The 24,193-nt window shown below is 66.5% G+C and carries 25 protein-coding genes and 1 pseudogene; 10 read left to right on the top strand and 16 right to left on the bottom strand.

What is annotated here, in order from left to right; all coding sequences use genetic code 11:
* Positions 1-7 precede the first annotated feature (7 nt).
* Positions 8-343, bottom strand: coding sequence for a helix-turn-helix transcriptional regulator (locus BJP32_RS00825; protein WP_076222553.1), 336 nt, complete (start codon positions 341-343; stop codon positions 8-10).
* Between the two features lie 282 nt (positions 344-625).
* On the opposite strand from BJP32_RS00825, the gene BJP32_RS00820 reads away from it, so the two are divergent.
* Complete coding sequence (locus BJP32_RS00820) at positions 626-1,060, top strand: CBS domain-containing protein (RefSeq protein ID WP_076222552.1); 435 nt, start codon at positions 626-628, stop codon at positions 1,058-1,060.
* Between the two features lie 47 nt (positions 1,061-1,107).
* Here the strand turns inward: BJP32_RS00820 and BJP32_RS00815 are convergent, their stop codons facing one another.
* Positions 1,108-2,265: an MFS transporter gene (locus BJP32_RS00815; RefSeq protein WP_233126657.1), complete on the bottom strand. Its 1,158-nt coding sequence runs from the start codon at positions 2,263-2,265 to the stop codon at positions 1,108-1,110.
* On the opposite strand from BJP32_RS00815, the gene BJP32_RS17455 reads away from it, so the two are divergent.
* From BJP32_RS17455 to BJP32_RS17770, 3 genes are all read left to right on the top strand, one after another.
* Positions 2,264-2,437 (top strand): hypothetical protein, encoded by a 174-nt coding sequence (locus tag BJP32_RS17455; RefSeq protein ID WP_198935252.1) that lies wholly within the window; start codon positions 2,264-2,266, stop codon positions 2,435-2,437. The two genes, BJP32_RS00815 and BJP32_RS17455, sit on opposite strands and share 2 nt — an antisense overlap.
* 176 nt (positions 2,438-2,613) lie before the next feature.
* Positions 2,614-3,276 carry an isoprenylcysteine carboxylmethyltransferase family protein gene (locus BJP32_RS00810; RefSeq protein ID WP_076222548.1) on the top strand — a complete coding sequence of 221 codons (663 nt, stop codon included), beginning with the start codon at positions 2,614-2,616 and terminating at the stop codon, positions 3,274-3,276.
* Positions 3,277-3,571: 295 nt separating this feature from the next.
* Positions 3,572-3,700, top strand: coding sequence for a hypothetical protein (locus BJP32_RS17770; protein WP_255370621.1), 129 nt, complete (start codon positions 3,572-3,574; stop codon positions 3,698-3,700).
* 48 nt (positions 3,701-3,748) lie between these two features.
* Here the strand turns inward: BJP32_RS17770 and BJP32_RS00805 are convergent, their stop codons facing one another.
* Complete coding sequence (locus BJP32_RS00805; RefSeq protein ID WP_076222546.1) at positions 3,749-5,068, bottom strand: HipA domain-containing protein; 1,320 nt, start codon at positions 5,066-5,068, stop codon at positions 3,749-3,751.
* A complete protein-coding gene (locus tag BJP32_RS17555; protein WP_225910408.1) occupies positions 5,061-5,654 on the bottom strand; it encodes a helix-turn-helix transcriptional regulator in 594 nt (197 codons plus the stop codon). Before BJP32_RS17555 ends, BJP32_RS00805 begins: the two co-directional genes overlap by 8 nt.
* A gap of 372 nt (positions 5,655-6,026) precedes the next feature.
* On the opposite strand from BJP32_RS17555, the gene BJP32_RS00795 reads away from it, so the two are divergent.
* The gene (locus tag BJP32_RS00795) at positions 6,027-6,959 is read left to right on the top strand and encodes a HEPN domain-containing protein (RefSeq protein ID WP_076222544.1); all 933 of its coding nucleotides are present in this window, start codon (positions 6,027-6,029) and stop codon (positions 6,957-6,959) included.
* A gap of 122 nt (positions 6,960-7,081) precedes the next feature.
* The gene (locus BJP32_RS00790) at positions 7,082-7,432 is read left to right on the top strand and encodes a DUF3147 family protein (protein ID WP_076222542.1); all 351 of its coding nucleotides are present in this window, start codon (positions 7,082-7,084) and stop codon (positions 7,430-7,432) included.
* Between the two features lie 61 nt (positions 7,433-7,493).
* Here the strand turns inward: BJP32_RS00790 and BJP32_RS00785 are convergent, their stop codons facing one another.
* Entirely contained in the window at positions 7,494-7,916 is a 423-nt protein-coding gene (locus tag BJP32_RS00785; RefSeq protein ID WP_076222541.1) for a helix-turn-helix domain-containing protein, read from the bottom strand.
* A gap of 69 nt (positions 7,917-7,985) precedes the next feature.
* Between BJP32_RS00785 and BJP32_RS00780 the strand changes: the two are divergent.
* Positions 7,986-8,657 (top strand): annotated as a pseudogene (locus BJP32_RS00780) (NAD(P)/FAD-dependent oxidoreductase); the annotation flags it as partial.
* A gap of 54 nt (positions 8,658-8,711) precedes the next feature.
* Here the strand turns inward: BJP32_RS00780 and merA are convergent.
* The 3 genes from merA to BJP32_RS00765 all read right to left on the bottom strand — a co-directional run bounded on the left by merA (position 8,712) and on the right by BJP32_RS00765 (position 11,059).
* Positions 8,712-10,088: a mercury(II) reductase gene (merA, locus tag BJP32_RS00775; protein ID WP_280523757.1), complete on the bottom strand. Its 1,377-nt coding sequence runs from the start codon at positions 10,086-10,088 to the stop codon at positions 8,712-8,714.
* Positions 10,089-10,326: 238 nt separating this feature from the next.
* A complete protein-coding gene (locus tag BJP32_RS00770; protein ID WP_223850727.1) occupies positions 10,327-10,629 on the bottom strand; it encodes a heavy-metal-associated domain-containing protein in 303 nt (100 codons plus the stop codon).
* A gap of 19 nt (positions 10,630-10,648) precedes the next feature.
* Positions 10,649-11,059 (bottom strand): mercuric transporter MerT family protein, encoded by a 411-nt coding sequence (locus BJP32_RS00765; protein WP_003164984.1) that lies wholly within the window; start codon positions 11,057-11,059, stop codon positions 10,649-10,651.
* Between the two features lie 74 nt (positions 11,060-11,133).
* On the opposite strand from BJP32_RS00765, the gene BJP32_RS00760 reads away from it, so the two are divergent.
* Positions 11,134-11,577: a helix-turn-helix domain-containing protein gene (locus BJP32_RS00760; RefSeq protein WP_003164983.1), complete on the top strand. Its 444-nt coding sequence runs from the start codon at positions 11,134-11,136 to the stop codon at positions 11,575-11,577.
* 461 nt (positions 11,578-12,038) lie between these two features.
* Here the strand turns inward: BJP32_RS00760 and BJP32_RS00750 are convergent, their stop codons facing one another.
* The 8 genes from BJP32_RS00750 to BJP32_RS00715 all read right to left on the bottom strand — a co-directional run bounded on the left by BJP32_RS00750 (position 12,039) and on the right by BJP32_RS00715 (position 21,172).
* The gene (locus BJP32_RS00750; RefSeq protein WP_003164981.1) at positions 12,039-12,686 is read right to left on the bottom strand and encodes a hypothetical protein; all 648 of its coding nucleotides are present in this window, start codon (positions 12,684-12,686) and stop codon (positions 12,039-12,041) included.
* 15 nt (positions 12,687-12,701) lie between these two features.
* Positions 12,702-13,433, bottom strand: coding sequence for a HupE/UreJ family protein (locus BJP32_RS00745; protein WP_003164980.1), 732 nt, complete (start codon positions 13,431-13,433; stop codon positions 12,702-12,704).
* A 77-nt stretch (positions 13,434-13,510) separates the two neighbouring features.
* Positions 13,511-16,714, bottom strand: coding sequence for an efflux RND transporter permease subunit (locus BJP32_RS00740; RefSeq protein ID WP_076222539.1), 3,204 nt, complete (start codon positions 16,712-16,714; stop codon positions 13,511-13,513).
* A gap of 14 nt (positions 16,715-16,728) precedes the next feature.
* Positions 16,729-17,991 carry an efflux RND transporter periplasmic adaptor subunit gene (locus BJP32_RS00735; protein WP_046652901.1) on the bottom strand — a complete coding sequence of 421 codons (1,263 nt, stop codon included), beginning with the start codon at positions 17,989-17,991 and terminating at the stop codon, positions 16,729-16,731.
* Positions 17,988-19,286 (bottom strand): TolC family protein, encoded by a 1,299-nt coding sequence (locus BJP32_RS00730; protein ID WP_076222537.1) that lies wholly within the window; start codon positions 19,284-19,286, stop codon positions 17,988-17,990. Before BJP32_RS00730 ends, BJP32_RS00735 begins: the two co-directional genes overlap by 4 nt.
* A gap of 61 nt (positions 19,287-19,347) precedes the next feature.
* Positions 19,348-19,710, bottom strand: a complete 363-nt coding sequence (locus BJP32_RS00725) for a hypothetical protein (protein WP_076222782.1) — start codon at positions 19,708-19,710, stop codon at positions 19,348-19,350.
* 235 nt (positions 19,711-19,945) lie between these two features.
* Positions 19,946-20,887, bottom strand: coding sequence for a CDF family Co(II)/Ni(II) efflux transporter DmeF (dmeF, locus tag BJP32_RS00720; protein WP_040345421.1), 942 nt, complete (start codon positions 20,885-20,887; stop codon positions 19,946-19,948).
* A gap of 9 nt (positions 20,888-20,896) precedes the next feature.
* Positions 20,897-21,172: a metal/formaldehyde-sensitive transcriptional repressor gene (locus BJP32_RS00715; RefSeq protein ID WP_003164978.1), complete on the bottom strand. Its 276-nt coding sequence runs from the start codon at positions 21,170-21,172 to the stop codon at positions 20,897-20,899.
* 206 nt (positions 21,173-21,378) lie between these two features.
* Here BJP32_RS00715 and BJP32_RS00710 point away from each other — a divergent pair, with 206 nt between their 5' ends.
* Both BJP32_RS00710 and copC read left to right on the top strand, forming a co-directional pair.
* Positions 21,379-23,724, top strand: a complete 2,346-nt coding sequence (locus tag BJP32_RS00710; RefSeq protein WP_255370620.1) for a heavy metal translocating P-type ATPase — start codon at positions 21,379-21,381, stop codon at positions 23,722-23,724.
* Positions 23,725-23,795: 71 nt separating this feature from the next.
* On the top strand, positions 23,796-24,191 hold the full coding sequence (copC, locus tag BJP32_RS00705; RefSeq protein WP_083673839.1) for a copper homeostasis periplasmic binding protein CopC: 396 nt from the start codon (positions 23,796-23,798) through the stop codon (positions 24,189-24,191).
* The last annotated feature ends 2 nt before the right edge of the window (positions 24,192-24,193 follow it).

The following is a 24,193-nucleotide window of genomic DNA, read 5'->3' as shown; positions in this document are numbered from 1 at the left end:
GATGACCTCAGGCGCGGCAGGGTGAGAGTTCGGCCAGCAGCGGCTCGCACAATTCGGCGCGGCCCTGGCAGCAATCCTTCAGCAGAAACAGGACCAGCGCCTGAAGGCGATCGAGGTCGGCCCGGTAGATGATCGAGCGGCTGCGGCGCTCCGAACTGATCAGTCCGGCGCGGGACAGAACCCCGAGGTGCGCTGACATGGTGTTGGCCGGCACCGCGAGGGCGTCCGCGATCTCGCCGGCGGGCAGGCCTTCGGGTTCGTGCCGGACCAGCAGGCGGAAGGTCTCAAGGCGCGTCGGCTGCGCCAGGGCGGCCAGAGCGAGGATGGCGGGTTCTGATTCCATAATTCCAAGATAATAGAATTAATGAGGCGTGCAAGTCCCGCGTCAGCGTACTGCGGCCACGACATTGGCGGGAAGGCTGCATGGCGCCGGAACCTGAGGCAGGTCTGGTCGGTTTCAATGTGGTCCTCAGGCCTTCCGAGGACTGTGGTTCCGACCATCAGATTTGACGCCCTCCCGGGCGTGGGTGGGTCGAGACTGCGCCAAGGGAAAAAGCACTGATCGTCCCTTGCGCTCGGGGGCTGTTCCCGAAGCGAGGCAAGGCGATCGACAAGGAGCCGGGTGATGAAAGTCAACGAATGCATGAGCACGGACGTGCAGGTCTGCGCGCCAGGCGACACCATGGCCGACGCCGCGCGGATGATGAAGAAGATTGACGCCGGCTTCCTGCCGGTCGGTGAGAATGATCGCCTGGTAGGGATGATCACGGATCGGGATCTGGCGGTTCGCGGGGTTGCGGAAGATCGGGGTCCGAACACGCCTGTACGGGATATCATGAGCGCCGAGGTCCTCTATTGTTTTGACGACGAGAGCCTCGACGACGTCGCCTCCCAGATGGGCGCCCAGCAAGTCCGCCGGCTCCCTGTCCTTAGTCGAAGCAAACGCCTTGTGGGGGTCATATCCCTGGGCGACATCAGCCAGGCCGGGGGAAACGGCTCTCAGGCCGCCGCAGCGCTGGCGGGGGTGACCGAACCGAGTGCGCGTCACAGTCAACATTGAACGCTCCGGTCCCGTTGCTTCTCGGACGCACCGCCCTTCCCCCTTGCTCAGGCGCCCGGCAGGCGTTGGGAGGGAGGAGGTTTTGATCGCCTCGCTCGCATATGAAGCGACGCCAGGCCGATCATGGCGACAAGACTGAAGACGGCGCCGGACAGGAAGGCCGCCTGCGGCCCTGCCAGGGACCAAAGGCCGCCTGCCAGGCTGCTCGCCGCCAGCAAGGCGACGCCGGTCGCGAGATTGAAAACGCCGAAGGCGGTTCCCCGCAGTCGAGCGGGGGCCGTGTCGGCGATCAAGGCGGCCAGCAGCCCCTGGGTCATGCCCATGTGGAGCCCCCAGAGCAGCACCCCGATCAGGACGACTCCAATTGAGGTAGCGAACGCCAGGGCCAGGTCGGCCAGCACCAGAACGCCCAGGCCCAGGACCAGCAGCATTCTCCGATCCAGATGGTCGGACAAGGCCCCGACGGGCGCGGCCACGGCGGCATAGACCACATTCATGACGATCATCACGGCGGGAACCAGGGCCATGGTGAGGCCGACGTCCTGAGCCCTCAGAACCAGGAAGGCTTCACTGAACCGAGCCATGGTGAACACGACGCCGACGGCCACGACCGACCAGAAGGGTCGCCCCATGGCCCTGACCTCGCTCCATCGGATGGGCGAGCGAGCAGCCCTGGCCTCGCCATGCTTCTTCGGCTCCTCGACGCCGAACACGAGCAGAAGCACGGCGATGACGCCCGGGACGACGGCCCAGGCGAACACGGCGCGAATGTTTCCGGCCAGGGCCAGCATGAGCAGAATGGCGATCACAGGACCCATGAAGGCGCCGATCGTGTCCAGCGACTGACGAAGCCCGAACGCGGCCCCTCGGGTCCCGGGCTCCGTAATGTCAGCCACGAGCGCATCGCGTGGGGCCCCTCTCACGCCCTTGCCGATCCGATCGGCGAAACGGGCGCCCAGCACCTCGAACGGCGTGACCGCCAGGGGGAAGAAGGGCTTGGACACGGCGCCGAGGCCATAGCCGAGAACCGCCAGCAGTTTGCGGTTGCCCAACCGGTCGCTGAGCCAGCCGGAGAAGACCTTGGTGATGGATGCGCTGGCTTCGGACACGCCTTCGATCACGCCGACCAGGGCAACGCTGGCGCCCAGGGTGGTGACGAGGAAGACGGGCAGCAGGCTGTGAATCATCTCCGAGGAGATGTCCATGAACAGGGATACGAACCCCAAAGCCCAGACGCCGCGAGGGACCGCTCGCAAACCTCGACCGATCATCAACATCCTTCCCGCGCTGAAGGGCCTCTCGAGCCCGACCAACGTCGCCTATTCGGCGGCTACGGTATTTATGTGCGGCAATGCGCGCCCTCTGGGTATGATGTGAATCCTGAGTCTGTCCTGGACGATCGACGGATTTAGTGTGGTCGCCGCCCTTGAGGCGGGGGTCCGCGAGAGGCGGCCAGCGGAACGATGGCCTCGTAGACGGGTTCCCTTGAAACCAAACCTTGATGATCAGGTATTGCTGATCATTGAGCAGGTCCGAGCAGAAAGGTGCGCCTGATGCCTGACCGTACCTATTGGGGAGTAGCGGCGATATCGATCGCCGTCGTCTCCTGGCTTCTTTACCACTACCTCGCGCCCCGCACGTGGAGAGAATGGACGCGCGCTGGTGTCCTCCAGGCCTTTCTCATCGCCTTCTACGCCGAGATGTATGGGTTTCCGCTCACCCTGTACGTGATCACCCGTGTCTTCGGTCTCGAGGCGGGAGGTGGGCTTTGGCGCGGAAATCTTTGGGTTTACCTGACCGGCGTTCCCGAGATCATGTACGTGTCGATGATCGTGGGATACGGCGTTGCGGCCCTTGGGATCATGCTGATCATTGTCGCCTGGCGGCAACTGCACGCGGGGGTCAGGGAGGGTCGGCTCGTTACGCAGGGCGCATACGCCTATATGCGGCACCCCCAATACTCCGGACTGTTCATTGCGATCCTGGGCGAGGGGGTGATCCACTGGCCCACCGTCTTCTCCCTTGCGGCCTTTCCGGTGATTGTCATCGCCTACGCATGGCTCGCCAGGAGCGAGGAGCGCCAACTGCTCAGCCAGTACGGCGATGACTACAGGCGATATTGCAGCCAGACGCCGATGTTCATTCCGAGGGTCGCCGCATGGCGCTCGTTGATTCGATGGATCGCTTCACCCGGGCCGGGAGGAAAGGCCACCTAGGAGCCAGTCATGGATCAGAACTTCGTTATAACCATCATAGCCTTGATGCTGTTCATCTGCTGCGTGGCGCCCATGATCGTGAGGAGCCTTCGCCGAGGGAAGACGGACGCTCCGAAGCGTAAGATCGACCCCGACCCGAAACGCAAAGAATAGGCCCTCACTGAACGGCTGCTTCTCAACCCGATTCCGACCAGGGCGATGGGCGCCCTGAATGGGATCAGACGCTTAGATTTAAACGGCCGGTTGGACTGGTCCCCGCCGACAGAATGTCAGGACGCGAGCAATGATGAACTGCATGAACATGATGAGCGGCATGGGCGGCATGATGATGCTGGCGATGGGCGTCCAATGGCTCCTCGCCGTCGTGCTGGCTGTGCTGGGGATCGCGGCGCTGGTGAAGTACCTGCGGACGCCATCGAGATAGGTTCGGCTGCGGCCGAGCCCCGCATGGCCTGACGCGAATGTGTTCCGATCAGACGCCTTCGGCCGGAAAATAGTCTCGGGCCTCGACAGGGGTGGCGAGTTCCAATCGTTCCGTCAGTTCTTCCATCTCCCGTCCAAGGAGGTCGTTGAAGGATTTCAGTCCCGCCGATTTCAGCCGGGGCGAGGCCTTCTCGAGAGCCACGATCATGGGGGTGATCTCGCCCTCGAGCAGCAGGTCGAAATCGGCTTCTTCGACGCCCATTTCTACGAAGAAGGCGTTCAGGTCCTCGCCCGTCATCTCGTCGAAATGCTTCGCCGCGCCAATCTGGAAAGCCAGCTCATGGGTGAAGTGCCGGCTTAGCCGAATGGGCAGAAGGTCATAGAGGGGGGCGAAGCGAGGGGCGCCAGGCGCATCGTAAAGGATGGCGTGGTTCTTGGCGTGATTGTCCGTATTGCCGATGCAGAGATTGAAGATGGTGGTTCTGAGGAAGGCGAGGCGGCTGGCGGCGGGGTCGCGCGTCTGGTCCAGGACCGAGATGGCGGCGCTGACGTCGAACCAGCGGCCGGGTTGACCCCGTCTCTGGTACTTGAGCTCTGAAGGCAGGCCTAGCGCCTGGGCGAAATCCTCCTGATGGATTCGGGTGACGACCCCGTCGGCGACGTGGCGGTCGAACCTCTCGATCAGCAAGGCGTCGACATCGCCGATCCGGATCGCGGTAGGCACGGAGACATCCAGGCCAGCGGCCGAGGCCAGAATGGCGGCGGCCTCTTCATAACGTGCGTCCCGCGCGTCGCGGCGCGCCGGCACCTTCAGGATATGGGTCGTGGGCACGCGCGACCCGTATCTGGGCAGGGCGAAGGCGCCATTGGGCAGGAGGGTGACGGCGACCTTGCTTTGCACGCCGGCGACCGGAGACGGGTCTGTGACCTCCGTTGGAAGCCGCCGCTCGTCGCGTAGCGATTTGACGATCTTCAGCAGGGAGCTGTCGTCGAGGGGTTCATAGTCCTCGGCGAGGACGCCGGGACTCTTGATCGGCGGCATATCCAGCGGGAGGCAGGAGACGCTGCCGGCGCAATCCACGCCCAGATGCTTCAGGAGGCCTACTACATCGTCGCGGGCCAGCGCTTCGCGCTCCATGATCCGCTGCAGCTGCGTATTTTCCGGCAGCAGGTTGGCGAAAAAGGCGCGTGTCTCCACGTCGCCGAATGCTTCGTCCTCGACCGGCAGGGAGAGAGACAGGGGGGCGCCGCCGGCGGCGACATAGTCGGCGTCATAGAGGAAGGCCGTGTCGCCATGTGCGGTTCTTGCGAGCCGCCCCGCCGGGGTGGGAAAGCCGTCCATCCAGACGGCGAGGACGTCTTCAGCCATGAGAGTCCTGCGCTGTCAGCGTGAGGCCGAGCGCCTGACAGGCGGCCAGCGCCTTGCCGAGTTCGATCGTGGGCTTTCCGGCTTCCAGTTCGCTGACGAACCGGCGACCGACGCCAGCGTGTTCAGCCAACTGCTGCTGGGTGAGCTTGAGCGCCAGGCGCTTTGTGCGAACGAGGTTCCCGAGGGCGGCACCGTCAAGCAGCGGTATGGGTTCGATCCGGGGCGGCAGCGGCCGGGCGGCGCCGCCCGCGGGTGGGCTTTCCAGTCCGGACGACTTCAGGGCGCTCAGGATCAGCGCAACGGCGCCGGCTGATGGCTTTGACCTTTCCGAAGGGGAGGGCTTTTCCACGCGAGAAACGCCTGGCTTGAGCATTTGCCCCGCCCGAGCTTTGAAGGTGATCCTCATCTCGCGGGCGCCGGTGTCGTCCAGCAGGGCTCTGAGCGCGTTCGACTGGGTGGGGTATCGAACAAGGCGCGAGGTCTTGCCTAATTTTCCGGGGCTGGACAGGCCGCCCACTCGCGAGCGCGCCTCCGTTGAGGCGGCGGCGAGGCCGACGGGGAGCTGGGGCGGTCTGGTCTTGCTCATGGTCAAATTCCCGTACGGGAACACATATAGAGCGTGGGGCGTCGGAATGCAAAGGCATGATCCCGATCGGGATCACATCTTGCTCCTGAGTGTGACGCGAAGCTGATGGGAGTGTTTTGCTTGCCTAGGGACGCCGTTCCGGTGACAGTAGCCTGTCCGCTCGGATGGCCGTCGCTATGTCCAGGCGAAAGCTAAAAGCGTCGGCGCGCGAGCTCTCGTGTTCTTAACAGCCCGGCGGACACCCTCCCTCATTGTGGCGCTTGGCGTGGCGGCGAGGTAGGCTTTTGCAGAAGTGATTTGAGGCGCGGATGCGAACGAACCTGGCAGGCATGATCGATCCGACGACGCTCCGATCGCAGGACGGGCAGTTCCATGCGGGCTGATCTCGACCATCTGCCGGCCAAACAGCAGCGCGAGCTGGAGCGCGTTCGTACGACCCTGCTGACCGAGTTCGACGCCGCAATAAAGAGCGGGGGCGGGGGCACCCAGTCTTGGCGGCGCGACGGCCGGGTGCTGAAGATCATCCTGTTTGGCTCCTACGCCCGCACCGACTGGGTCGACGAACCCGACAACGGCTACCTGTCCGACTTCGATCTGCTGGTGATCGTCAGCCACGAAAAGCTGACCGACATCGCCGACTATTGGTACGTCGCCGAGGACAAGATCCTGCGCGACCCCGCCGTGGGGCGGACGGTCAACATCATCGTCCACACCATGGCCGAGGTGAACCAGGCCCTGACCCGGGGCGAGTATTTCTGGACCGACATCCTGCGCGACGGCGTGGTGCTGTATGAGTTGCCGGGACATCCATTCGCTCAGCCGAAGCCGATGACGGCCATGGAAGCATGCGACGCCGCCCAGCGGCATTTCGCAAAGTGGATTGGGAGCGTCGACAGGTCCCTGGAGACCGCCAAGGGGCAACTGGCGAATGAATCCGATCTCGGGTGGAGAAGGGATGCTGCATTTTCACTCCATCAGGCGGTTGAACGTGCCTACGTCTGCTTCCTGCTGGTTCACACCTTCTACTTTCCGCGCTCCCACAACATCAAGTTCCTCCGGTCGTTGGCTGAGGACACCGACAAGCGACTGACCGGCGCTTGGCCGAGGGAGGAGCGTGCCGACAGACGGCGCTTTGAGCTTCTGAAGCGCGCCTATGTCGAAGCGCGCTATTCCGACGAGTACGACGTCAATGCTGAGGACTTGGCGCTCCAGTTCGAATCCGTGGTCCGGCTCCGAAACCTGGTCGCCGCAGCCAGCAATGAGCGGATCGCGGAGCTCGCGCGGGACGCGGAGGCCGGGGCCTGACCTCATCTCCATGGCGCGAGCGGGCGACGGTGACCTTCTCCGCCTGTCCGGGCGCTCAGTTCTGGATACGTCGGTGACCGACCCCATTGCGAACCTTGGCCGCTGAGGCGCAGGGTCGCCTCATGTTGTATTTCGTCCTCAAAGCCACGATCTCGGGCCTTCTGATCGCCGCTGTCTCGACGCTGGCCAAGCGCTATCCCGGGTTCGGCGCCCTGGTGGCCTCCCTGCCGCTTGTTTCAGTTCTAGGCATGATCTGGCTATGGCGGGACAGACCGGACGCCGGGAACATGGCGGCTCACGCCGAAGCGACCTTCTGGTATGTCCTGCCGTCGCTGCCGATGTTCCTTCTGATCCCGGCCCTCCTGCGGCAGGGAGTGTCATTCTGGATCGCGTTGGCGGCTGGATGCGCCCTGACCATCGTTCTCTACGTGGTGATGACCTTGGTCGCGTCGCGCTTCGGGCTTCAGTTGTAGGGCGAAAGGCAGGGGCGGATTCGAGGTCGGCTCGGTCGGGAGCAGGCCCGTCCTCAGGATCCTAGTGTCTGTCGTGCAGGCAGTTGCCATGGTCGCCGAGGGCCTCGATGACCCGGCATTTTGAAGATGTATCCTGGACGCATTGCGTCATGCGGGCGACCTCGGCTCTCAAGGTGGTGAGGCGCGCGATCTTGTGGTCGATATCGGCGAGGTGGGACCGGGCGATGGTGTCAGCCGAGTGGCAGGGGCGGCTCGGATCACCGGCCAGCGCCAGAAGCTCGCGGATCGGTTCGATCTCGAAACCGAGTTCACGCGCGTGTCGAATGAACCGCAGACGACGCAGATCGCCGTCGTCATAGAGGCGCCGGTTGCCTTCCGTGCGGGGGGGCGAAGGCAGGAGCTGGATCTGTTCATAGTAGCGGATCGTCGGCGCCTTGATCCCGCATTCCTTCGACGCCTGGCCGATCGTCACGCCCTGGTTCATTTTACCGCTTGCTCCTCTAGTCGCTAGAGGAAGTAGCGTCGGCTGGAGTTTGAAACAAGGAGCACGCTCGTGGCGGCGGAAACCCTGTCCGCCTTCTTCACCGACTATCACCGGGCGCGCGGCGTCGAGATTCTGACCGGCGCCGAGGTGTCGGGCTTTGAGGGCGGCGGCGTTCGCCCCGAAGGCGTCCGGCTGGCGGACGGAACCCTGATCGCTGCGGACGCGGTTCTGGTCGGCGTCGGCGCCCTGGCGCGCGAAGCCCTGGCGCGAACGGCGGGTCTGCCTTGTGAGAACGGCGTGGTCGTGGATGAGAACGCCCGCACGGCGGATCCCTCAATCTACGCCATCGGCGACGTCACCCATCGGCCCATCCCGGTCCACGGCGGGCGGATGCATCGGCTGGAAAGCGTTCCGAACTCCCTGGAACAGGCCAAGCAGGCCGCCGCCGCCATCGTCGGCCGAGCGCCCCCGGCGGCCGAAGTGCCCTGGTTCTGGTCGGACCAGTATGACGTCAAGCTTCAGATCGCCGGCCTTCCGTTTGACGCCGACCATCAGGTGGTGCGTGGCGATCCGGCCAGCGGCGCTTTCGCCGTCTTCCACCTGAATGGCGACCGCATCGTTTGCGTCGAAGCGGTCAACGCCCCGGCCGATTTCATGGGCGGACGGCTGCTGATCGGCAAGGCGACGCCAGTGGATCCGGTCCTGCTGGCGGACCCCTCTGTTTCGATGAAGAGCGTCTGATCCGGCGCGCAGCAGCCGATAGCCGTCGCAGCGGGAAGCATCGCGTCTTGGCCCTCAACCGGCGCAGCAAGAGAGTTTGGCGACGTCCTTGTTGAACGTCAGCGCCGCCAGTTTCAGGCCCTCGACGGTCGTGAGATAGGGGAAGATCGTGTCGCCCAACTGCTCCACCGTCATTCCGCACTTGATGGCCACCGCTGCGGTCTGGATGCTGTCGGCCCCTTCCGGAGCAAGAATGTGCGCGCCGAGGAGCCGCCGCGTGCCGCGATCCGCCACCAGCTTGATGAGCCCGCGCGTGTCTCTGGCCGCGAGCGCGCGCGGGACGTGATCCAGGGTGATCATCGAGGTTTGGACATCATGCCCGGCCGCCCGTGCGGCGGCTTCCGTGAGCCCGACCGTCGCCACCTGGGGATCGGTGAACACGACCGCCGGCATGGCGCTGTTGTCGTAGGACAGACTGTCGCCGTTGAGCGCGTTTCGAGCAGCGAGCCTGGCACCGTAGGCCGCCATATAGACGAACTGGTCACGCCCGGTGACGTCACCGACGGCGTAGACGCCGGGGCGGGTCGTGCGCATCCGGTCGTCCACGACGATTCCTCCGTTTTCGGAGACGCTGACCCCCGACTCGGCAAGACCCAGGCCGTCCGAGTTGGCGATCCGGCCTGTCGTCATGAGCACGCGCTCGGCGGTGAGCACCCTCCGGCTGTCGCCCTGCGTAAGGGTGAGCGACACGTCCGTTTCCGAATGGGCGATAGCCTCGTAGGTCGCCCCGACAACCACGGTGACGCCCTCGTCTGAGAGGTAGCGTTGCAGCGCCTCGCTGATCTCGGGTTCACCTTCCGGCAACAGACGTGACCGGCACACGAGCGTGACCTGCACGCCGGCCCGGCTGAACATCTGAGCCAATTCCGCGCCTATGTATCCACCACCGATCACCAGCAAGGACTGCGGCAGCGCCTCCAGTTCGAGCGCGGTCGTGCTGGTCAGATAGGGGACAGTGTCGATCCCAGCGATCGCCGGAATCGCCGGTCGCGATCCCGTCGCGATGATCACCTTGTCGGTGGTGAGCCGGACATCGCCGACCTCCACGCCGCCCAAGACGAGCCTGGCTGCGCCTTCGTGGTAGGCGATGGCGTCGTAGCCTTGCAGGACATCTTCGTATTTGGCCTGACGCAGAGCGTTCACCAGTTGGTCCTTCTGGCGGATCACCTCGGACCAGGCGCTGATTTCAGCAGTGGCTCTCACGCCGTCGAAACGGCTTGCGGCCCGCGCCTGGTGCAGGGGCTCCACCGCGCGGATCAACGCTTTCGACGGCACGCAGCCTATGTTCACGCAGGTCCCGCCAATCGTTCCGGCGCCGACGAGCGCTACCCGCGCTCCCTCTTCGGCTGCCGTAATGGCGGCGGAGAAGCCGGCTGAGCCAGCGCCGATCACGACCAGATCATAGGTCTCTGCGGCGTTCCGGGAGAGAGGGCGACAGTCACTCATACTGCTCGGTGCTTTCAAATCTTGTGTCCGCCGTTGGGCGGGCGGCCTGCAACCGGACAGGCCTGGCGGCCCGCTACGGCGCGACGACAGGGAAGGCCGGAACGGGTGGGCTCGTCAGGAAGTAGAACTGCATGGCGCCGCCGATGTTCGTGCCGATGACGCCCACTAGCGAAACCTGGTTCCGCTAGTGGCTGGCCCGAACACGCGCGGGATAGCCGGCGTTGGTCGAGGCCTGAGCCAGGACTGTCGGCGTCACTCGCACGTCGTCGTAGGTCACGGTCGCCACGGCCCGTCCGGCGTCGCCAGGGTTCACGGATACAGCCGTAACGCCCGGAACCCGCGAGATAGCGCGTCGAACGATAGGGGCGCACGTCACACAGGACACATTGGTGACATCCAGCGTCACCGTGCGTTCGGCCGCCTGCGCCGTTTCGGCAGTGAAAAGCGCCGCTGCAACTGCAAGGGCGGCGCGGATGGAAAGGGTCATGGCCTTGATCTCCAGGAACTCACGCGCCGAGTAGCAGCGGCGCAACATAGGGAAATGCGACGGCGATGGCGACGAGCACGGACGCCGCCCAAAGCGCGATCTTGACAAGGCGGGTGGAGCCCGGTCGAGCGCAGGTCTCGCCTTCGGCGCAGGCGGTGCGAGGACGACGATAGACGCGGAAGAATCCGACACCCAGGAAAGCCACCGCCGCAACGATGAAATAGGGTTGATAGGGCGCGAGGACCGTGACGTTGCCGATCCAGGCCCCGCTGACGCCGAGCGCGAACAACACCAGCGGCAGAACACAGCAGGACGACGCGCCGATCGCGGCAGCAAGGCCTGCAACCGCCAGCCACGCACGGCTGGACGACTTGTCGGCTGGGGCCGCGGCGTTTCCGTTGGGGTTCTCGATGCCGTCCGAGGCGGCCATTGCCCACTCCTTCTCTTGGTGATGAAGGCAAGATAGGGTCTGTAGCGACTACAGATACAAGGGCTTTATCTTCGATGGACAAATTCGCCCTGCGTGACACGACGCCGCAGTTCGCGATCGGCGTGCTGTCGCGCCGAACCGGCGTCAACATCGAGACCGTCCGCTACTATGAGCGGATCGGCTTGATCCCTGCGCCGGCTCGCAGCGACGGGGGGCACCGCCTCTACGGCGGGGGGCACCTCCTTCGGTTAAACTTCGTTCGGCGGGCTCGTGATCTCGGTTTCACGCTGAATGAGGTTCGAGCCCTGCTGGACTTGGCGGAACAGCGGGATCGACCCTGTACCGAGGTCCGCGAAGTGGCCGCCGTGCACCTGACTGATGTGCGCTCCAAGATCGTCAGCTTGCGGGCGATGGAGCGGGTTCTTTCCGACATGGTGGCCCGTTGCGCCGAAGGCTCGACGCCGGACTGCCCCATCATCGAGGCGCTGTTCGACACCGAAGCGGTGCACCCCGTTTGATGGATTGCGAAATTTAAGTCGATGATTTCTACGCCGTCATAGGGTGTGGGTGGTGGCCGTCCTTCTGGCCTTCAGGAGCTACAACAACCTCGGCGACCTCGGTCGGCTTCGTCATATCGGCCTGTTTGTCGTCAGCGCCACCTTGCCGGCCCTCAGCCAGACGCGCGCGCCCCTTCCTCCGGCGGTTGACCGACGGCGTTGGTCTCTTCGCCCTGGCGCCGTGTCTGCGCGGACTGCTGGCGATCAGCCTGGCTGCTGCGGCGGGCGGGGCGATCCGCACCTGCAGGATCACGTGCAGGACAAGGGGACGGATGAGACTACGCATGCCGATCCCTATGTGATCGACGAGCGACACAGGCGCTGGCCGTGGTCCAGGCGGTGAGGCCGCTCGCTCTCCTGTCTCTGTCATTGACCGGCGGCGGAACCGCCGGCCGACGACGAAGGCGTGAACCCCCTGTGGATCAGACGACGCGTTTCACTTCGGTGTAGGCACCTTCGGTCTTGAGGGTGACTGTCACGGGTGCGCCCGTGCGATTGCGCCAGAACCAGCCGTGACTGCCGGTGAAGGCCGCCGTCAGTTCGCCGGTTTCGCTCTGGGACGAGCCCTTGCCGTAGCCGTGGTAGGAGACGCCGGGGCGATCCGCGTGGGTGTCGAAGTTCAGGCGTCCGCCGCTGCTCGTCCAGGTGAAGCGGGCCTTGGCGCCCTCCGTCATGACCAGTTTGATTTCGGCGCCCTGGTCGGGCGCCAGGGTCAGTATGGTTTCATCGGTGCGCTGGCCGGAGGCGGCGTCGGGCGCCGGGCTGGCGGCCGCGGATTGGGCGACCGCAGCGACGACGACGGGCGCTGGACTCGCCTCGATCGGAGCCGCGGCTGCAGCGGCGTCCATCGCCTCGTCCGCCTTGGCTTCCGCAGCCAGGGAGACCTTGATCCGGCCCATCTCGGTCAGGCCGAAGACCGTTCCCACCCGGGTCGGATCGACGCCGTACTCGGACGGCAGGACGACAGTGACGAGCAGGCCGGCGGCGACGACGGCGGCGATGCCGGTCGAGCGGAGCAACTGACCCGTGGTGGGCAGGTCGGACAGGCGGGGTTTGTCAGCGTTGTACATGGTTCAGGTCTCCGGTCAGGCGACGAAATAGCCGACGAGCTGGTAGCCCGTCAGAATGAAGCCGAGGGTCATGAGGACGACGTTGGCGAGATAGGCGTGTTTGAAAAAGCTCTCGCTGCGGCGCCAGAAACCCATGACGATGAGGATGGCGCCGAGCGCCAGAAGCTGGCCGATCTCCACGCCGATGTTGAAGGCGACGAGATTGACCAACAGGCCGTCGGGGGACAGCTGGAAGTCCTGCAGCTTGGTGGCCAGGCCGAAGCCGTGGAACAGGCCGAACACCAGGGTGGCGACCTTGGTGTTGGGCTGGAAGCCGAACCAGCGCTGGAAGGCGCCCAGGTTGTCGAGCGCCTTGTAGACGACCGACAGGCCGATGATCGCATCCACCAGGTAGCTGGAGACGCTGATGTTGGTCAGCACGCCGAGCAGCAGGGTCGTGGAGTGACCGATGGCGAACATGGTCACGTAGATGCTGATGTCTTTCAGCCGGTAGAGGAAGAAGATCACCCCGAACAGGAACAGCAGGTGGTCGTACCCGGTCACCATGTGCTTGGCGCCGAGATAGACGAACGGCCAGAAGACGATCCCGGAGGTTTCCTGGATATAGCCCTTGTCGCCCTCGGCCACGCCGTGGGCGAGCGCCTGGGCGGCGGCGCCGTCGATGATGAAGAAGATGAGGACGGCCAGAAGCGCCGTCGCTGGGGATTTCAGCCAGGACCAGGGGTCGTGGCGGGACGCGATTGTCATGTGAATCCTCTTGGGCGGAAATCGAGTGTGCGGGAGGAAGGGGGCGGCGCGGCCGAAGCCGCGCCGCCCGGACGCCCTCAGGGCCGGCGGCTGAAAGGCAGGAAGCGCCGGGGATCGAAGCGGGCCAGGCCGCCGGGTGCAGCGCCCGTGGTCCCGTCAGGCTTCGATCGCCCGTGCACCAGGCTGTAGAGGGCTGGCAGCACGAGCAGGGTGAGCAGGGTTGAGGAGATGATCCCCCCGATCACGACCGTGGCCAGCGGGCGCTGGACCTCGGCGCCGGCCCCGACGTTGAGCGCCATGGGCACGAAGCCGAGGCTGGCGACCAGGGCGGTCATCAGCACCGGCCGCAGCCGGGTCAGGGCGCCTTCGCGAAGGGCCTCGCCCAGGGGTTTGCCCTCGGCGATCAGGCTGCGGATGAAGGTGACCATGACCACCCCGTTCAGCACCGCCACCCCCGAGAGGGCGATGAAGCCGACGCCGGCGGAGATCGACAGCGGCAGGCCTCTGAGCATCAGGGCCGCGACCCCGCCGGTGAGCGCCAGGGGCACGCCGGAGAAGACGATGGCGCTGTCCTTGACCGAACGGAACAGGGCGAACAGCAGGCCGAAGATCAGCAGCAGCACCGCCGGCACCACCAGTTGGAGCCGTTTGGCCGCCGAGATCAGCTGTTCGAACGTACCGCCGTAGGTGACCCAGTAGCCGGCAGGGACGACCACGTCGGCTTCGATCCGCTTCTGCACCTCGCCGACGAAGGAGCCCAGATCGCGGTCGCGGACATTGGCTGTCACCACGATGCGGCGCTTGCCGTTTTCGCGGCTGATCTGGTTCGGCCCCTTGACGAGTTCGATCACGGCGACCTCGCTCAGGGGAATGAACCGGCGCGCCTGGCCCTCGGCGGCCGGCAGGGGAATCTGCAGGCGGCCGATGGCGTTGACGTCCGAGCGCAGGTCTTCCGGCAGGCGGACCACCACGTCGAAGCGACGGTCGCCCTCGAAGATCTGGCCCGCGGTCGTGCCGCCCATGGAGGTCGAGATGACCGACTGGACGTCGTCGAGGCTCAGGCCCAGGCGCGCCATGGCGGTGCGATCAGGCGTGATCTGCAGCACCGGCAGGCCGGTGATCTGCTCGGTCTGGGGATCGGCCGATCCCTCGACTGAAGCGACGACGGCCTCGACCTCGGCGCCCAGCCGCAGGAGTTCGTCCAGATCGTCGCCATAGATCTTGACGGCGACGTCGGCGCGAACGCCGGACAGCAGTTCGTTGAACCGCATCTGGATGGGCTGGGTGAACTCGTATTTGCTGCCGGGGATCTCGCTGACGGCGGCTTCCATCTCCGCGACCAGGTCCCCGCGCGGCTTGCGGGGATCAGGCCAGTCCCTGCGGTCCTTCAGCATGATGAAAGTGTCGGCGACCGACGGCGGAACGGGATCGGTGGCGACTTCGGCGGTGCCGATCTTGGCCACGACCCGCTCGACCTCGGGGAATTTCGCCAGACGGGCCTCCAGCGCGGTCTGCATCTGGACGGCCTGGGTCAGGCTGGTGCCCGGAATGCGCAGGGCGTGCATGGCGATGTCGCCTTCGTCGAGATTGGGCACGAACTCCGAGCCCATTCTTGAAGCGCCGAAGCCGGCGATGACGACGAGGACTACGGCCAGCCCCACCATCAGCCTGCGGCTCCTGACGGCGAAGTCGAGCGCGGGCTGATAGCCGATCCGCGCCCAGCGCATGAGGAAGCTGTCCTTCTCCTCCACCTTGCCCGTGACGAACATGGCGACGGCGGCGGGAACAAAGGTCAGGGACAGCAGCAGGGCCGCCGTCAGGGCGATGACCACGGTGATGGCCATCGGATGGAAGGTTTTGCCCTCGACCCCGGTCAGGGCGAAGATCGGCACATAGACGAGGGTGATGATCATCACCCCGAACAGGGAGGGGCGGATCACTTCGCTGGAGGCGGAGCCCGCCAGTTCGAACCTTTCCTCTCGGGTCAGGATGCGCCCCAGACGATGCTGGGCCTCACCAAAGCGACGCAGGCAGTTCTCGACGATGATGACGGCGCCGTCGACGATCAGGCCGAAGTCCAGCGCCCCCAGGCTCATCAGATTGCCCGAGGTGCCGGTGCGCACCATGCCCGTGATCGTCATCAGCATGGTGATGGGGATGACCGCCGCCGTGATCAGGGCGGCGCGGATGTTTCCGAGCAGGAGGAAGAGGACGACGATGACGAGCAGGGCGCCTTCGACCAGGTTCTTCTCGACCGTCTTGACGGCCCGCTCGACGAGGTCGGTCCGGTCATAGACCGGCGACGCCTTCACCCCCTTGGGCAGGGCCTTGGCGGCTTCCTCCAGGCTGGCCGCGGCGGCCTGGGCCACGACGCGGCTGTTCTCGCCCGCCAGCATCAGGACGGTGGCCAGCACCGTCTCCTTGCCGTTCTCGGTCGCGGCCCCCGTCCGTAGCTCCTCGCCCATGTCGACGTCCGCGACGTCGGCGACGCGGATCGGCACGCCGCCGCGCGTAGCGATGACCACGGCGCCGAGATCCTCGCGGCTGGTCGCCTGGCCCGGCACCCGGATCAGATACTGTTCGCCGTAGCGTTCGACATAGCCCGCGCCGACGTTGGCGTTGTTCTTCTCCAGCGCCTCGACGATCTCGGCCATGGTCACGCCATAGGCGGACAACCGCTCTGGTCGCGGGGTGACGTGGTACTGCCGCTCATAGCCGCCGATGGTGTTGACCTCGGTGACCCCACGGGTGTTGCGAAGCTGGGGCCGGATGACCCAATCCTGCAGGGTGCGCAGGTCCTCGGTCGAATAGGGCTGGCCGTCGGGCCTCCGGGCGCCGGGCTCGGCTTCGACCGTATACATGAAGATCTCGCCCAGCCCCGTGGCGATGGGACCCAGCTCCGGTGTGATCCCCGGCGGAAGCTGGCCGAGCGCGCCTTGCAGCCGTTCGTTCACCAGCTGGCGAGCGAAATAGATGTCGGTGCCGTCGTCGAAGATGACGGTCACCTGGCTCAGGCCGTAGCGCGAGACCGAGCGGGTGTATTGCAGTCCCGGCACGCCGGCGACGGCCGTCTCGACGGGGAAGGTGATGCGTTGTTCGGCTTCCAGCGGGGAATAGCCCGGCGCCTCCGTATTGATCTGGATCTGGACGTTGGTGATGTCGGGGGTGGCGTCGATCGGCAGGCGCTGGAAACTCCAGACGCCGACGACGCAGGCCGTGAGGACCAGCCCCATGACGAGCCATCGGAAGCGGATCGACAGGGCGATGATGCGATCAAGCATGATGCGCGCGCCCCCTAGTGGTCATGGCTCGCGCCGGACTTTTCGATGTCCGCGCGAATGAGGAAGGCGCCGTCGACGACATATTCGGTCCCGGGCTCCAGGCCGCCGAGGACCTCGGTCCATTCGTCGGTGCGGCGGCCCAGTTCGAGCATCCTCACCTCATAGGTGTTTCCGACCCTGGCGTAGACGACGGTGAAGTCACGGAAGGGCTGGAGGGCTTTGGTCCGCACCGCGAGCGGCGCCTCGCCTTCGCCGACCTGGACCGATCCCTGGACGCCCAGACCCGGACGCCAGACGCCGTTCTGATAGGGCAGCTCGACATGGGCGACCAGGGTCTGGCTCAGGACGTCATCCGACGGCAGGATGGCTTCGATCACGCCGCTGGCCCGGTGTTCGCCGGCCAGGCTCGTCACCTCCACCCTCTGGCCGACACGCACGCGTTCGGCGTCGCGCGGATAGAGGAAGAACTCGGCGTGAAGCCGGGTCGGATCGCCGATGACCAGCATGGGCGCGCCGTTGCCGGTGATGGCGCCGGGGTTGGCGTTCTTGGCCAGGATGACGCCGGAGATCGGCGCCGTGACGGCGTAGGTCTGCAGGCTTTCGCTGGATTCCACGCGCGCCAGGACCTGGCCGCGCGTGACGCGTTGGCCGAGCTGGACGTTCATGGCCACGACCCGACCGGGGTAGCGGGCGTGGACCTCGCTCTGGCCTTCCGGCGTGATCTCGACGCGCCCGCTGAGCGGCAGGCTTTCCCCGAGGACGGCGGGGCCGGCCGTCTGGGTCGTGACCCCGCCGGCCTGGGCGGCCGTCGGGGTGATGACCGTGCGGCCTTCATAGGACTGATAGGTCCAGGTCGAGCGCTTGGCGGCCTGGGTCGCGTTCACGGCCACGTCGAAGGAGTGGGGCTCGAACACGACGCCGGGGCTGGCGAGATAGTCCTTTTCCGGGGTGAACTGGAAACGGTCGACCTTGGGGCCCAGGCGGGTGAGCGCGATGTCGGCCGACACAAGGGCGGGATCGAGGGGCTTGTCCTTGAGGTAGGGGTAGAGGCGGAACAGGGGCTCGGGACCTTCCTCATAGATGGTGATCTCGAGCGAGAAGTCGCCGTCGCGCAGCAGGCGGCCGTTGTGGGGGCCGCGTTCATAGTCGGCGGCGGCGGCCGCTTCGGCCTCGCCGCCCTCGGCCGGCTTGGCGCGCTCGCCGCAGCTGGAGAGGGCCAGGGCGCAGGCGGCCATGGCCGCCCCGCCGAGAAGGCGGGCGGAGATGGAGCGGATCATGGTTGGATCTCCGGGCCGATCAGATCGGCATGGGCGCCGGTCAGCCGGTCAAGGCGGGCGCGATCAAGATGGAAGGCCTGAAGCGCCGTCACGCGGCGCGCCCGGGTCTGCAACAGGGCCGTGTGGGCGCTCATGACGTCGTTGTAGGTGAAGCCGCCGCGGGCGAAGCCTTCGCGGACGAGGGTCACGGCGCGTTCGGCCTGGGGCAGGGTCTCCTCCCTGATCCGACGGGCTTCGTTCGCCCTGGCCAGGAGCTGGACCTGTAGGCGGGCGATCTCGCGCTCACGCTCGGTGCGCAAGGCGTTCATGTCCGCCTGGGCGGCATTGCCTTCGGCGCGCGCCCGGTCGATGGCGCCCTGGTTCCGGTCGTGGCGCTGAAGCGGTAGGCTTCCGCCGAAGACCAGCGCGACCTCATTGTCCCAGATGTGACGTACGCCGACGCTGACGGTGGGGTCGGGAACGGCCCGCGCCTCCTCGACGCGGGCGCGGCCCTCGGCGATCGTGCGCTGGGCGGCGAAGACGTCCAGATCGGCCTGGGCCGGCTCGCCCGCCGCGACGCGGGCGGCGCTGACGTCCTCGAAGGCGGTCGCGCCGATGACGAAGTCGGCGCCCCCGTCCCAGAACTTGGCCAGGGTGATCCGGGCCATGCGGACGGCTATCTCGGCCTGGTCGAAATCGATCTGGGCCTGGGCCAGCTCGGCTTCGGCGCGGGCCCCGGCGAACAGCGGGTCGCGCGCCGCGTTCACCCGGCGTTGCACCTCCGCCTGGAAACGCTCGGCCAGGGCGAGACGCTCACGCGCGATCTCCAGCTGGCCCTCGGCGGCCAGGACTTCCGACCAGGTGCGCTGGACCCGTTCGAGCCGGTCCAGCTGCGCCACGCGAGCCTGGGCGGCGACGAGCGCGCCTTCTCCGCGGGCCAGCGTCACCCGGGCGGTGCGGTCGCCGCCGCGCTCGAGGCGCTGCTCATAGGAGAGGGTGGTTTCCGTGCGGCCGAGGATGTCCCCGCCGCCAAGGGTGGGAAGGTTCTCGACCATCAGGCCGAGCGTGGGGTTGGGGCGGACGTCGGCCTGGCGCACGCCGGCTTCAGCCGCCTGGGAGCGAGCGGCGGTCCCGGCGAGCGCCGGATCGGCGCCGACGGCGCGACGGAGAGCCTCTTCCAGAGGAAGGGGCCGGGCAGGCGCGGTCGAGGGCGTCGCCTGGGCGAACGCCTCGACGGGCGGCCAGGCCGCCGCGAGCGTGAGCGCGAGGGCCGAAACGGCCGCACGACGCGCCCACCATCCGGCAGCGCCGGACATGGGATGTCTCAAGGATAGTCTCCAAAAACAGGGGCGCGCGCGGCCGAACGGCCGCGCAGGATCAGGCGATCAGGCGCGCGTGTTTTGGAGGATGTGAGGGATCATCGCCGGTCAGGCCGGGCGGCAGGGCGTCCGGCGCAGGCCCAAGGTCGAGCGAGGCTAGCAGGCCGGATCCGACAGGGTGGACGGGCGCGGTCAGGGCCAGGTGGATGTCGCCGCCGCTGTGATGATGGTGACTGAAGGGGGCGTCGCCATTGTCGGCGACGTCGAGGACCGCGCCGCCGTCCGGTGCTTCGCTCGCAGGGACGTGATCGTGGTGGTGGGCTACTTCCGCCATGGCTTCATAGGTCACGCCGGGGAACTGTACGCTGTGTTGGACGCGATGCTGGTTGTTGACCACCCCATGCATCTGCACCGCGACCATGATGGTCACGCCGAGGCAGATGCAAAGGAGGCGTAACAGCTGCGGCAAGAAGTAAATTCCCTGACGATTCCCGTTAGGGGGAATCCGATTTCAACGCAATGGAGGGATCGTCGCACTGGCCGGTCCAGGCGAATGTGTCGTGGTCGAGCCCCTGGTTCCTCTTTCCGGAGGCCGGGCCCACAGGGGCTCACCCGGGTGGATTCCGTAGTGGTTCAGTCGGTTCCTCGCCGATAGGTCAGCGGCATTCCACTGTCAGGTGCCCGAGTTCATGAACCGGCTTGAGGCGGGTGCGGATCGTGTCGCTGTCGACGCCGCCCGTCACGCTGACGATGGCGGCGTGGGCCTCGGGACCCACGCGCCAGACATGCAGATCGGTGATGCGAGCGTCGCCGGGACCTTCGACACATTCACGCACCTCCGCCTCGATAGCCTGGTCCGTCGTGTCGAGCAGTACGGCGGCGGTGTCGCGCATCAAGCTCCAAGACCATCGGGCGATAACGATCGCGCCCACGATCCCCATCACCGGATCGAGCCAGACCCAACCCAGGTACCGACCCGCGATCAGCGCGACGATGGCCAGAACCGAGGTCAGGGCGTCAGCCAGGACGTGAAAATAGGCCGAGCGCAGATTGTTGTCGCGAGGCTCGCCATGATGCTGGTGATCGTCATGGTGATGGTGGTCATGGCCGTGATGGCTGTGGCTATGGCCGTGGTGATGACCGCCGCCCGCCAGCAGAAGCGCGCTCACCAGATTGACGCCCAGGCCGAGAATGGCGACCAGCGTGGCCTGTCCGAAGGCGACGGAGCGGGGATCGAACAGCCGGGCGACGGACTCGCCGGCGATGCCCAGCGCCACGATGCCGAGCACCAGCGCCGAGGCGAAGCCCGACAGATCGCCGACCTTGCCGGTCCCGAAGCTGAACCGGCGGTTGGCTGAATGGCGTTTGGCGTAGGCATAGGCGCCTGCCGCGACAGCCAGAGCGCCCGCGTGGGTCGCCATGTGGAAGCCGTCCGCCAGCAAAGCCATCGAACCGTAGATCATCCCGGCGATGATCTCGCCGACCATCATCACGGCGGTCAGGCCGACGACCCACAGCGTCCGGCGCGCGCTCTCGTCATGGGCGCGGCTCAGGAAATGGTGGTCGTGGGTCAGGTGGTCGGTGTCGAACAGGGTCATGGGCGTGGATTACTTGGAATAGCGACGGATGATGGCGATCAGTTCGTCGGCGCCGCTCTGACGATCGGCGTCGCTCAGTTCGGGATGGGCGACGTGATGGCGAAGGTGGTCCTCGATCAGCTCTTCCAGCAGTCCTCCCATGGCGCCGCGAGCCGCAGCGACCTGCTGAAGGATTTGCGAGCAGTCGGTGTCGCTTTCGATGGCGCGTTCGATCGCGCCGATCTGGCCGGCGATCCGCCGAACGCGGGCCACGAGCTTCTTCTTGTTGGTCGATGTGTGCGCCATAGGATACCCCTGTATAGTATTTTTACGCCGTGACCAGTGCTGGAGCGGACGTCGCGGGAGCCTGCAGCTCGCCACGCGACCGTCCGATTTGAGGGCGGTTCGGCAGATCGTCGCCGGTATGATGGCGGGCGCAGGCTTCGCGCCTCGCCTTGAGCCCTTCCCCCAAGGGGTATAGGCCGGACGAGCGCTGAATTTGGAGTGACGCCATGCCGACGGTCCACGATCCTCGCCATACTCCCGCTCACAAGGATGCTTCGCATGAAGGCGGAGGGGCGATCGACCCGGTTTGCGGCATGGCCGTGGATCGGGCCGCCGCCCAGCATCGCGCAGAGCACGAAGGTCACGACTACGTCTTCTGCTCGGCGGGATGTCGGACGAAATTCGTTTCGGATCCCGGCCAATACCTCGGCGAGAAGCTGAAGGCGAAGGCCGCGCCCGCAGGGACGATCTACACCTGTCCGATGCATCCGGAGGTGCGCCAGGAAGGGCCGGGGTCCTGCCCGATCTGCGGCATGGCGCTGGAGCCCGAGACTGTCACTGCTGAAGCCCTGCCCAATCATGAATTGAAGGACTTCACGCGGCGGCTCTGGGTCGGCGCCGTCCTCACCCTGCCGGTAGCCGCGCTGGAGATGGGCGGTCACCTGACCGGACTGATGGACAGAATTCCCGGGCAGACGTCGAACTGGATCCAGTTCGTGCTGGCGACGCCTGTGGTCCTGTGGGCCGGCTGGCCCTTCTTCGTGCGCGGATGGAAGTCCCTCCTCAACCGCAGCCTCAACATGTTCACCCTGATCGCCCTGGGCGTCGGGGCGGCCTGGATCTACAGCGTTGTCGCCGTGCTGGCGCCGGGGCTGTTTCCCGCGGCCATGCTGCGCATGGACGGGAGCGCGCCCGTCTATTTCGAAGCGGCGGCGGTGATCACGGTGCTGGTCCTGGTGGGCCAGGTCCTGGAACTGCGCGCGCGCGAACAGACCTCCGGCGCGATCCGGGCCCTGCTCGACCTGACGCCCAAGACAGCCCGCCGGGTGCGCGACGACGGCGCCGACGAGGATGTGACGCTCGACCTCGTGGCGGTGGGCGACCGGCTGCGCGTCCGCCCGGGTGAAAAGATCCCGGTCGACGGCGAGATTCTCGAAGGGCGCGTGGCCATCGACGAATCCCTCGTGACCGGGGAATCCATGCCGGTCACCAAGGAGGCCGGGGCCAGGGTCATCGCCGGCTCGCTGAACAAGACAGGCTCCTTCGTGATGAGGGCGGACAAGGTCGGCGCCGACACCCTTCTGGCCCAGATCGTCCAGATGGTGGCCCAGGCCCAGCGCAGCCGGGCGCCCATCCAGCGCCTGGCGGATCGGGTGTCCAGCTGGTTCGTGCCGGCCGTCATCGGCATCGCCGTGGTCGCGGCCGTCGTCTGGGGCCTGGTCGGGCCCGAACCGCGCCTGTCCTATGCCCTGGTCGCGGCGGTTTCGGTGCTCATCATCGCCTGCCCCTGCGCTCTGGGCCTCGCCACGCCGATTTCGATCATGGTCGGTGTCGGGCGGGGCGCGCGCGCCGGCGTCCTGATCAAGAACGCCGAGGCGCTGGAGCGGTTCGAGAAGGTGGACACCCTGGTGCTGGACAAGACCGGCACCCTGACCGAGGGCCGTCCTTCGGTGACGGCGATCCGCCCGGTCGAGGGTTTTGACGACGTCGAGCTTCTTCGCCTGTCCGCCAGCCTCGAGCGGGGCAGCGAACACCCCCTGGCCGACGCCATCATGCGCGCCGCAGCCGATCGCGACCTCACGCTTTCCGAGGCTGCGGAGTTCGACAGTCCGGTCGGGCGCGGCGTCACTGGCCTGGTCGACGGCCGACGTCTGTTACTGGGCAATGCCCGCTACCTGACGGAGGCCGGGGTCGATGTCGCGCCCCTCGAGGCCGAGGCCGAAGCCCTGCGAGAGGAGGGCGCTACGGCCATCTTCGTCGCGGTTGACGGCGCTGTGGCCGGCGTCCTCGGCATCGCCGATCCGGTGAAGGCCACCACCGCCGACGCCATCCGCGACCTGAAGGCCGCAGGCCTTCGGCTGGTGATGATGACCGGCGACAACCGCACCACTGCGGAAGCCGTCGCGCGCCGCCTGGGCATCGACGACGTGCGCGCCGAGGTGCTGCCGCAGGACAAGGCTTCGGTTGTGGAGCAGCTTCGGGCCGAGGGGCGCGTCGTGGCCATGGCCGGCGACGGCGTCAACGACGCCCCGGCTCTGGCCGCGGCGGACGTCGGCGTCGCCATGGGCGCCGGTTCAGACGTGGCGATCGAGAGCGCCGGCGTCACCCTGCTGGGCGGCGATCTTCAGGGCATCGTCCGGGCGCGACATCTGTCCAAGGCCGTCATGGGCAATATCCGTCAGAATCTGGTGTTTGCCTTCGGCTACAATACGCTGGGAATCCCCGTGGCGGCCGGCGTCCTCTTTCCGGTCTTCGGCCTGATGCTGTCGCCGGCGCTGGCGGCGCTCGCCATGGCGCTGTCATCGGTCAGCGTCATCGCCAATGCGCTGCGTCTTCGGGCGGTCAGGCTCTAGGCGATCCAGGCGGCGAAGGATTCGCCCGGCGCTCGCCGGTCTTGAGGGGAAGGCCGCTGGCTTGCGTATCTATGAGAGAGGGGCGCTTCCCCAAGGAGACACACGTGAACCGTTTCAAGATCGCAACCCTGGCCGGCGCGGTCGCCGCGCTTTCCCTGTTCGCGGGACAGGCCGACGCCCACGCCCGCCTCGTCAGCGCCACGCCGGCGACCGGCGCCACGGTGGCGGCCCCGCGGACCATCAGCCTCACATTCAGTGAACGCATGGCCCCGGCCTTCTCCGGCTTTGACGTCGCCAACGCCCAGGGAACCGTCATCCCGGTTCAGGCCCGGGTCTCGAAGGACGGCAAGACCCTGAGCGGGTCTCCGCGCTCCGCCCTGGCCGCCGGCGCCTACACGGTCAACTGGCGCGTGGCCTCGCCCGACGGGCACCGCATGACGGGCTCCACCACCTTCATCGTGCGCTAAGC

The sequence above is a fragment of the Brevundimonas sp. ZS04 genome, from assembly GCF_001956865.1.
In the GTDB taxonomy this organism is placed as follows: domain Bacteria; phylum Pseudomonadota; class Alphaproteobacteria; order Caulobacterales; family Caulobacteraceae; genus Brevundimonas; species Brevundimonas diminuta.
The sequence above is the reverse complement of the archived record's forward strand: the minus strand, read 5'-3'. Positions and strand labels throughout refer to the sequence as shown.

What these genes read in the sequence shown, in the direction of transcription:
- BJP32_RS00825 (WP_076222553.1), bottom strand. Translation starts at nt 343, where the DNA reads ATGGAATCAGAACCCGCCATCCTCGCTCTGGCCGCCCTGGCGCAGCCG.
- BJP32_RS00820 (WP_076222552.1), top strand. Translation starts at nt 626, where the DNA reads ATGAAAGTCAACGAATGCATGAGCACGGACGTGCAGGTCTGCGCGCCA.
- BJP32_RS17455 (WP_198935252.1), top strand. Translation starts at nt 2,264, where the DNA reads ATGAACAGGGATACGAACCCCAAAGCCCAGACGCCGCGAGGGACCGCT.
- BJP32_RS00815 (WP_233126657.1), bottom strand. Translation starts at nt 2,265, where the DNA reads ATGGACATCTCCTCGGAGATGATTCACAGCCTGCTGCCCGTCTTCCTC.
- BJP32_RS00810 (WP_076222548.1), top strand. Translation starts at nt 2,614, where the DNA reads ATGCCTGACCGTACCTATTGGGGAGTAGCGGCGATATCGATCGCCGTC.
- BJP32_RS17770 (WP_255370621.1), top strand. Translation starts at nt 3,572, where the DNA reads ATGAACATGATGAGCGGCATGGGCGGCATGATGATGCTGGCGATGGGC.
- BJP32_RS00805 (WP_076222546.1), bottom strand. Translation starts at nt 5,068, where the DNA reads ATGGCTGAAGACGTCCTCGCCGTCTGGATGGACGGCTTTCCCACCCCG.
- BJP32_RS17555 (WP_225910408.1), bottom strand. Translation starts at nt 5,654, where the DNA reads ATGAGCAAGACCAGACCGCCCCAGCTCCCCGTCGGCCTCGCCGCCGCC.
- BJP32_RS00795 (WP_076222544.1), top strand. Translation starts at nt 6,027, where the DNA reads ATGCGGGCTGATCTCGACCATCTGCCGGCCAAACAGCAGCGCGAGCTG.
- BJP32_RS00790 (WP_076222542.1), top strand. Translation starts at nt 7,082, where the DNA reads ATGTTGTATTTCGTCCTCAAAGCCACGATCTCGGGCCTTCTGATCGCC.
- BJP32_RS00785 (WP_076222541.1), bottom strand. Translation starts at nt 7,916, where the DNA reads ATGAACCAGGGCGTGACGATCGGCCAGGCGTCGAAGGAATGCGGGATC.
- BJP32_RS00770 (WP_223850727.1), bottom strand. Translation starts at nt 10,629, where the DNA reads ATGACCCTTTCCATCCGCGCCGCCCTTGCAGTTGCAGCGGCGCTTTTC.
- BJP32_RS00765 (WP_003164984.1), bottom strand. Translation starts at nt 11,059, where the DNA reads ATGGCCGCCTCGGACGGCATCGAGAACCCCAACGGAAACGCCGCGGCC.
- BJP32_RS00760 (WP_003164983.1), top strand. Translation starts at nt 11,134, where the DNA reads ATGGACAAATTCGCCCTGCGTGACACGACGCCGCAGTTCGCGATCGGC.
- BJP32_RS00750 (WP_003164981.1), bottom strand. Translation starts at nt 12,686, where the DNA reads ATGTACAACGCTGACAAACCCCGCCTGTCCGACCTGCCCACCACGGGT.
- BJP32_RS00745 (WP_003164980.1), bottom strand. Translation starts at nt 13,433, where the DNA reads ATGACAATCGCGTCCCGCCACGACCCCTGGTCCTGGCTGAAATCCCCA.
- BJP32_RS00740 (WP_076222539.1), bottom strand. Translation starts at nt 16,714, where the DNA reads ATGCTTGATCGCATCATCGCCCTGTCGATCCGCTTCCGATGGCTCGTC.
- BJP32_RS00735 (WP_046652901.1), bottom strand. Translation starts at nt 17,991, where the DNA reads ATGATCCGCTCCATCTCCGCCCGCCTTCTCGGCGGGGCGGCCATGGCC.
- BJP32_RS00730 (WP_076222537.1), bottom strand. Translation starts at nt 19,286, where the DNA reads ATGTCCGGCGCTGCCGGATGGTGGGCGCGTCGTGCGGCCGTTTCGGCC.
- BJP32_RS00725 (WP_076222782.1), bottom strand. Translation starts at nt 19,710, where the DNA reads ATGGTCGCGGTGCAGATGCATGGGGTGGTCAACAACCAGCATCGCGTC.
- dmeF (WP_040345421.1), bottom strand. Translation starts at nt 20,887, where the DNA reads ATGACCCTGTTCGACACCGACCACCTGACCCACGACCACCATTTCCTG.
- BJP32_RS00715 (WP_003164978.1), bottom strand. Translation starts at nt 21,172, where the DNA reads ATGGCGCACACATCGACCAACAAGAAGAAGCTCGTGGCCCGCGTTCGG.
- BJP32_RS00710 (WP_255370620.1), top strand. Translation starts at nt 21,379, where the DNA reads ATGCCGACGGTCCACGATCCTCGCCATACTCCCGCTCACAAGGATGCT.
- copC (WP_083673839.1), top strand. Translation starts at nt 23,796, where the DNA reads ATGAGAGAGGGGCGCTTCCCCAAGGAGACACACGTGAACCGTTTCAAG.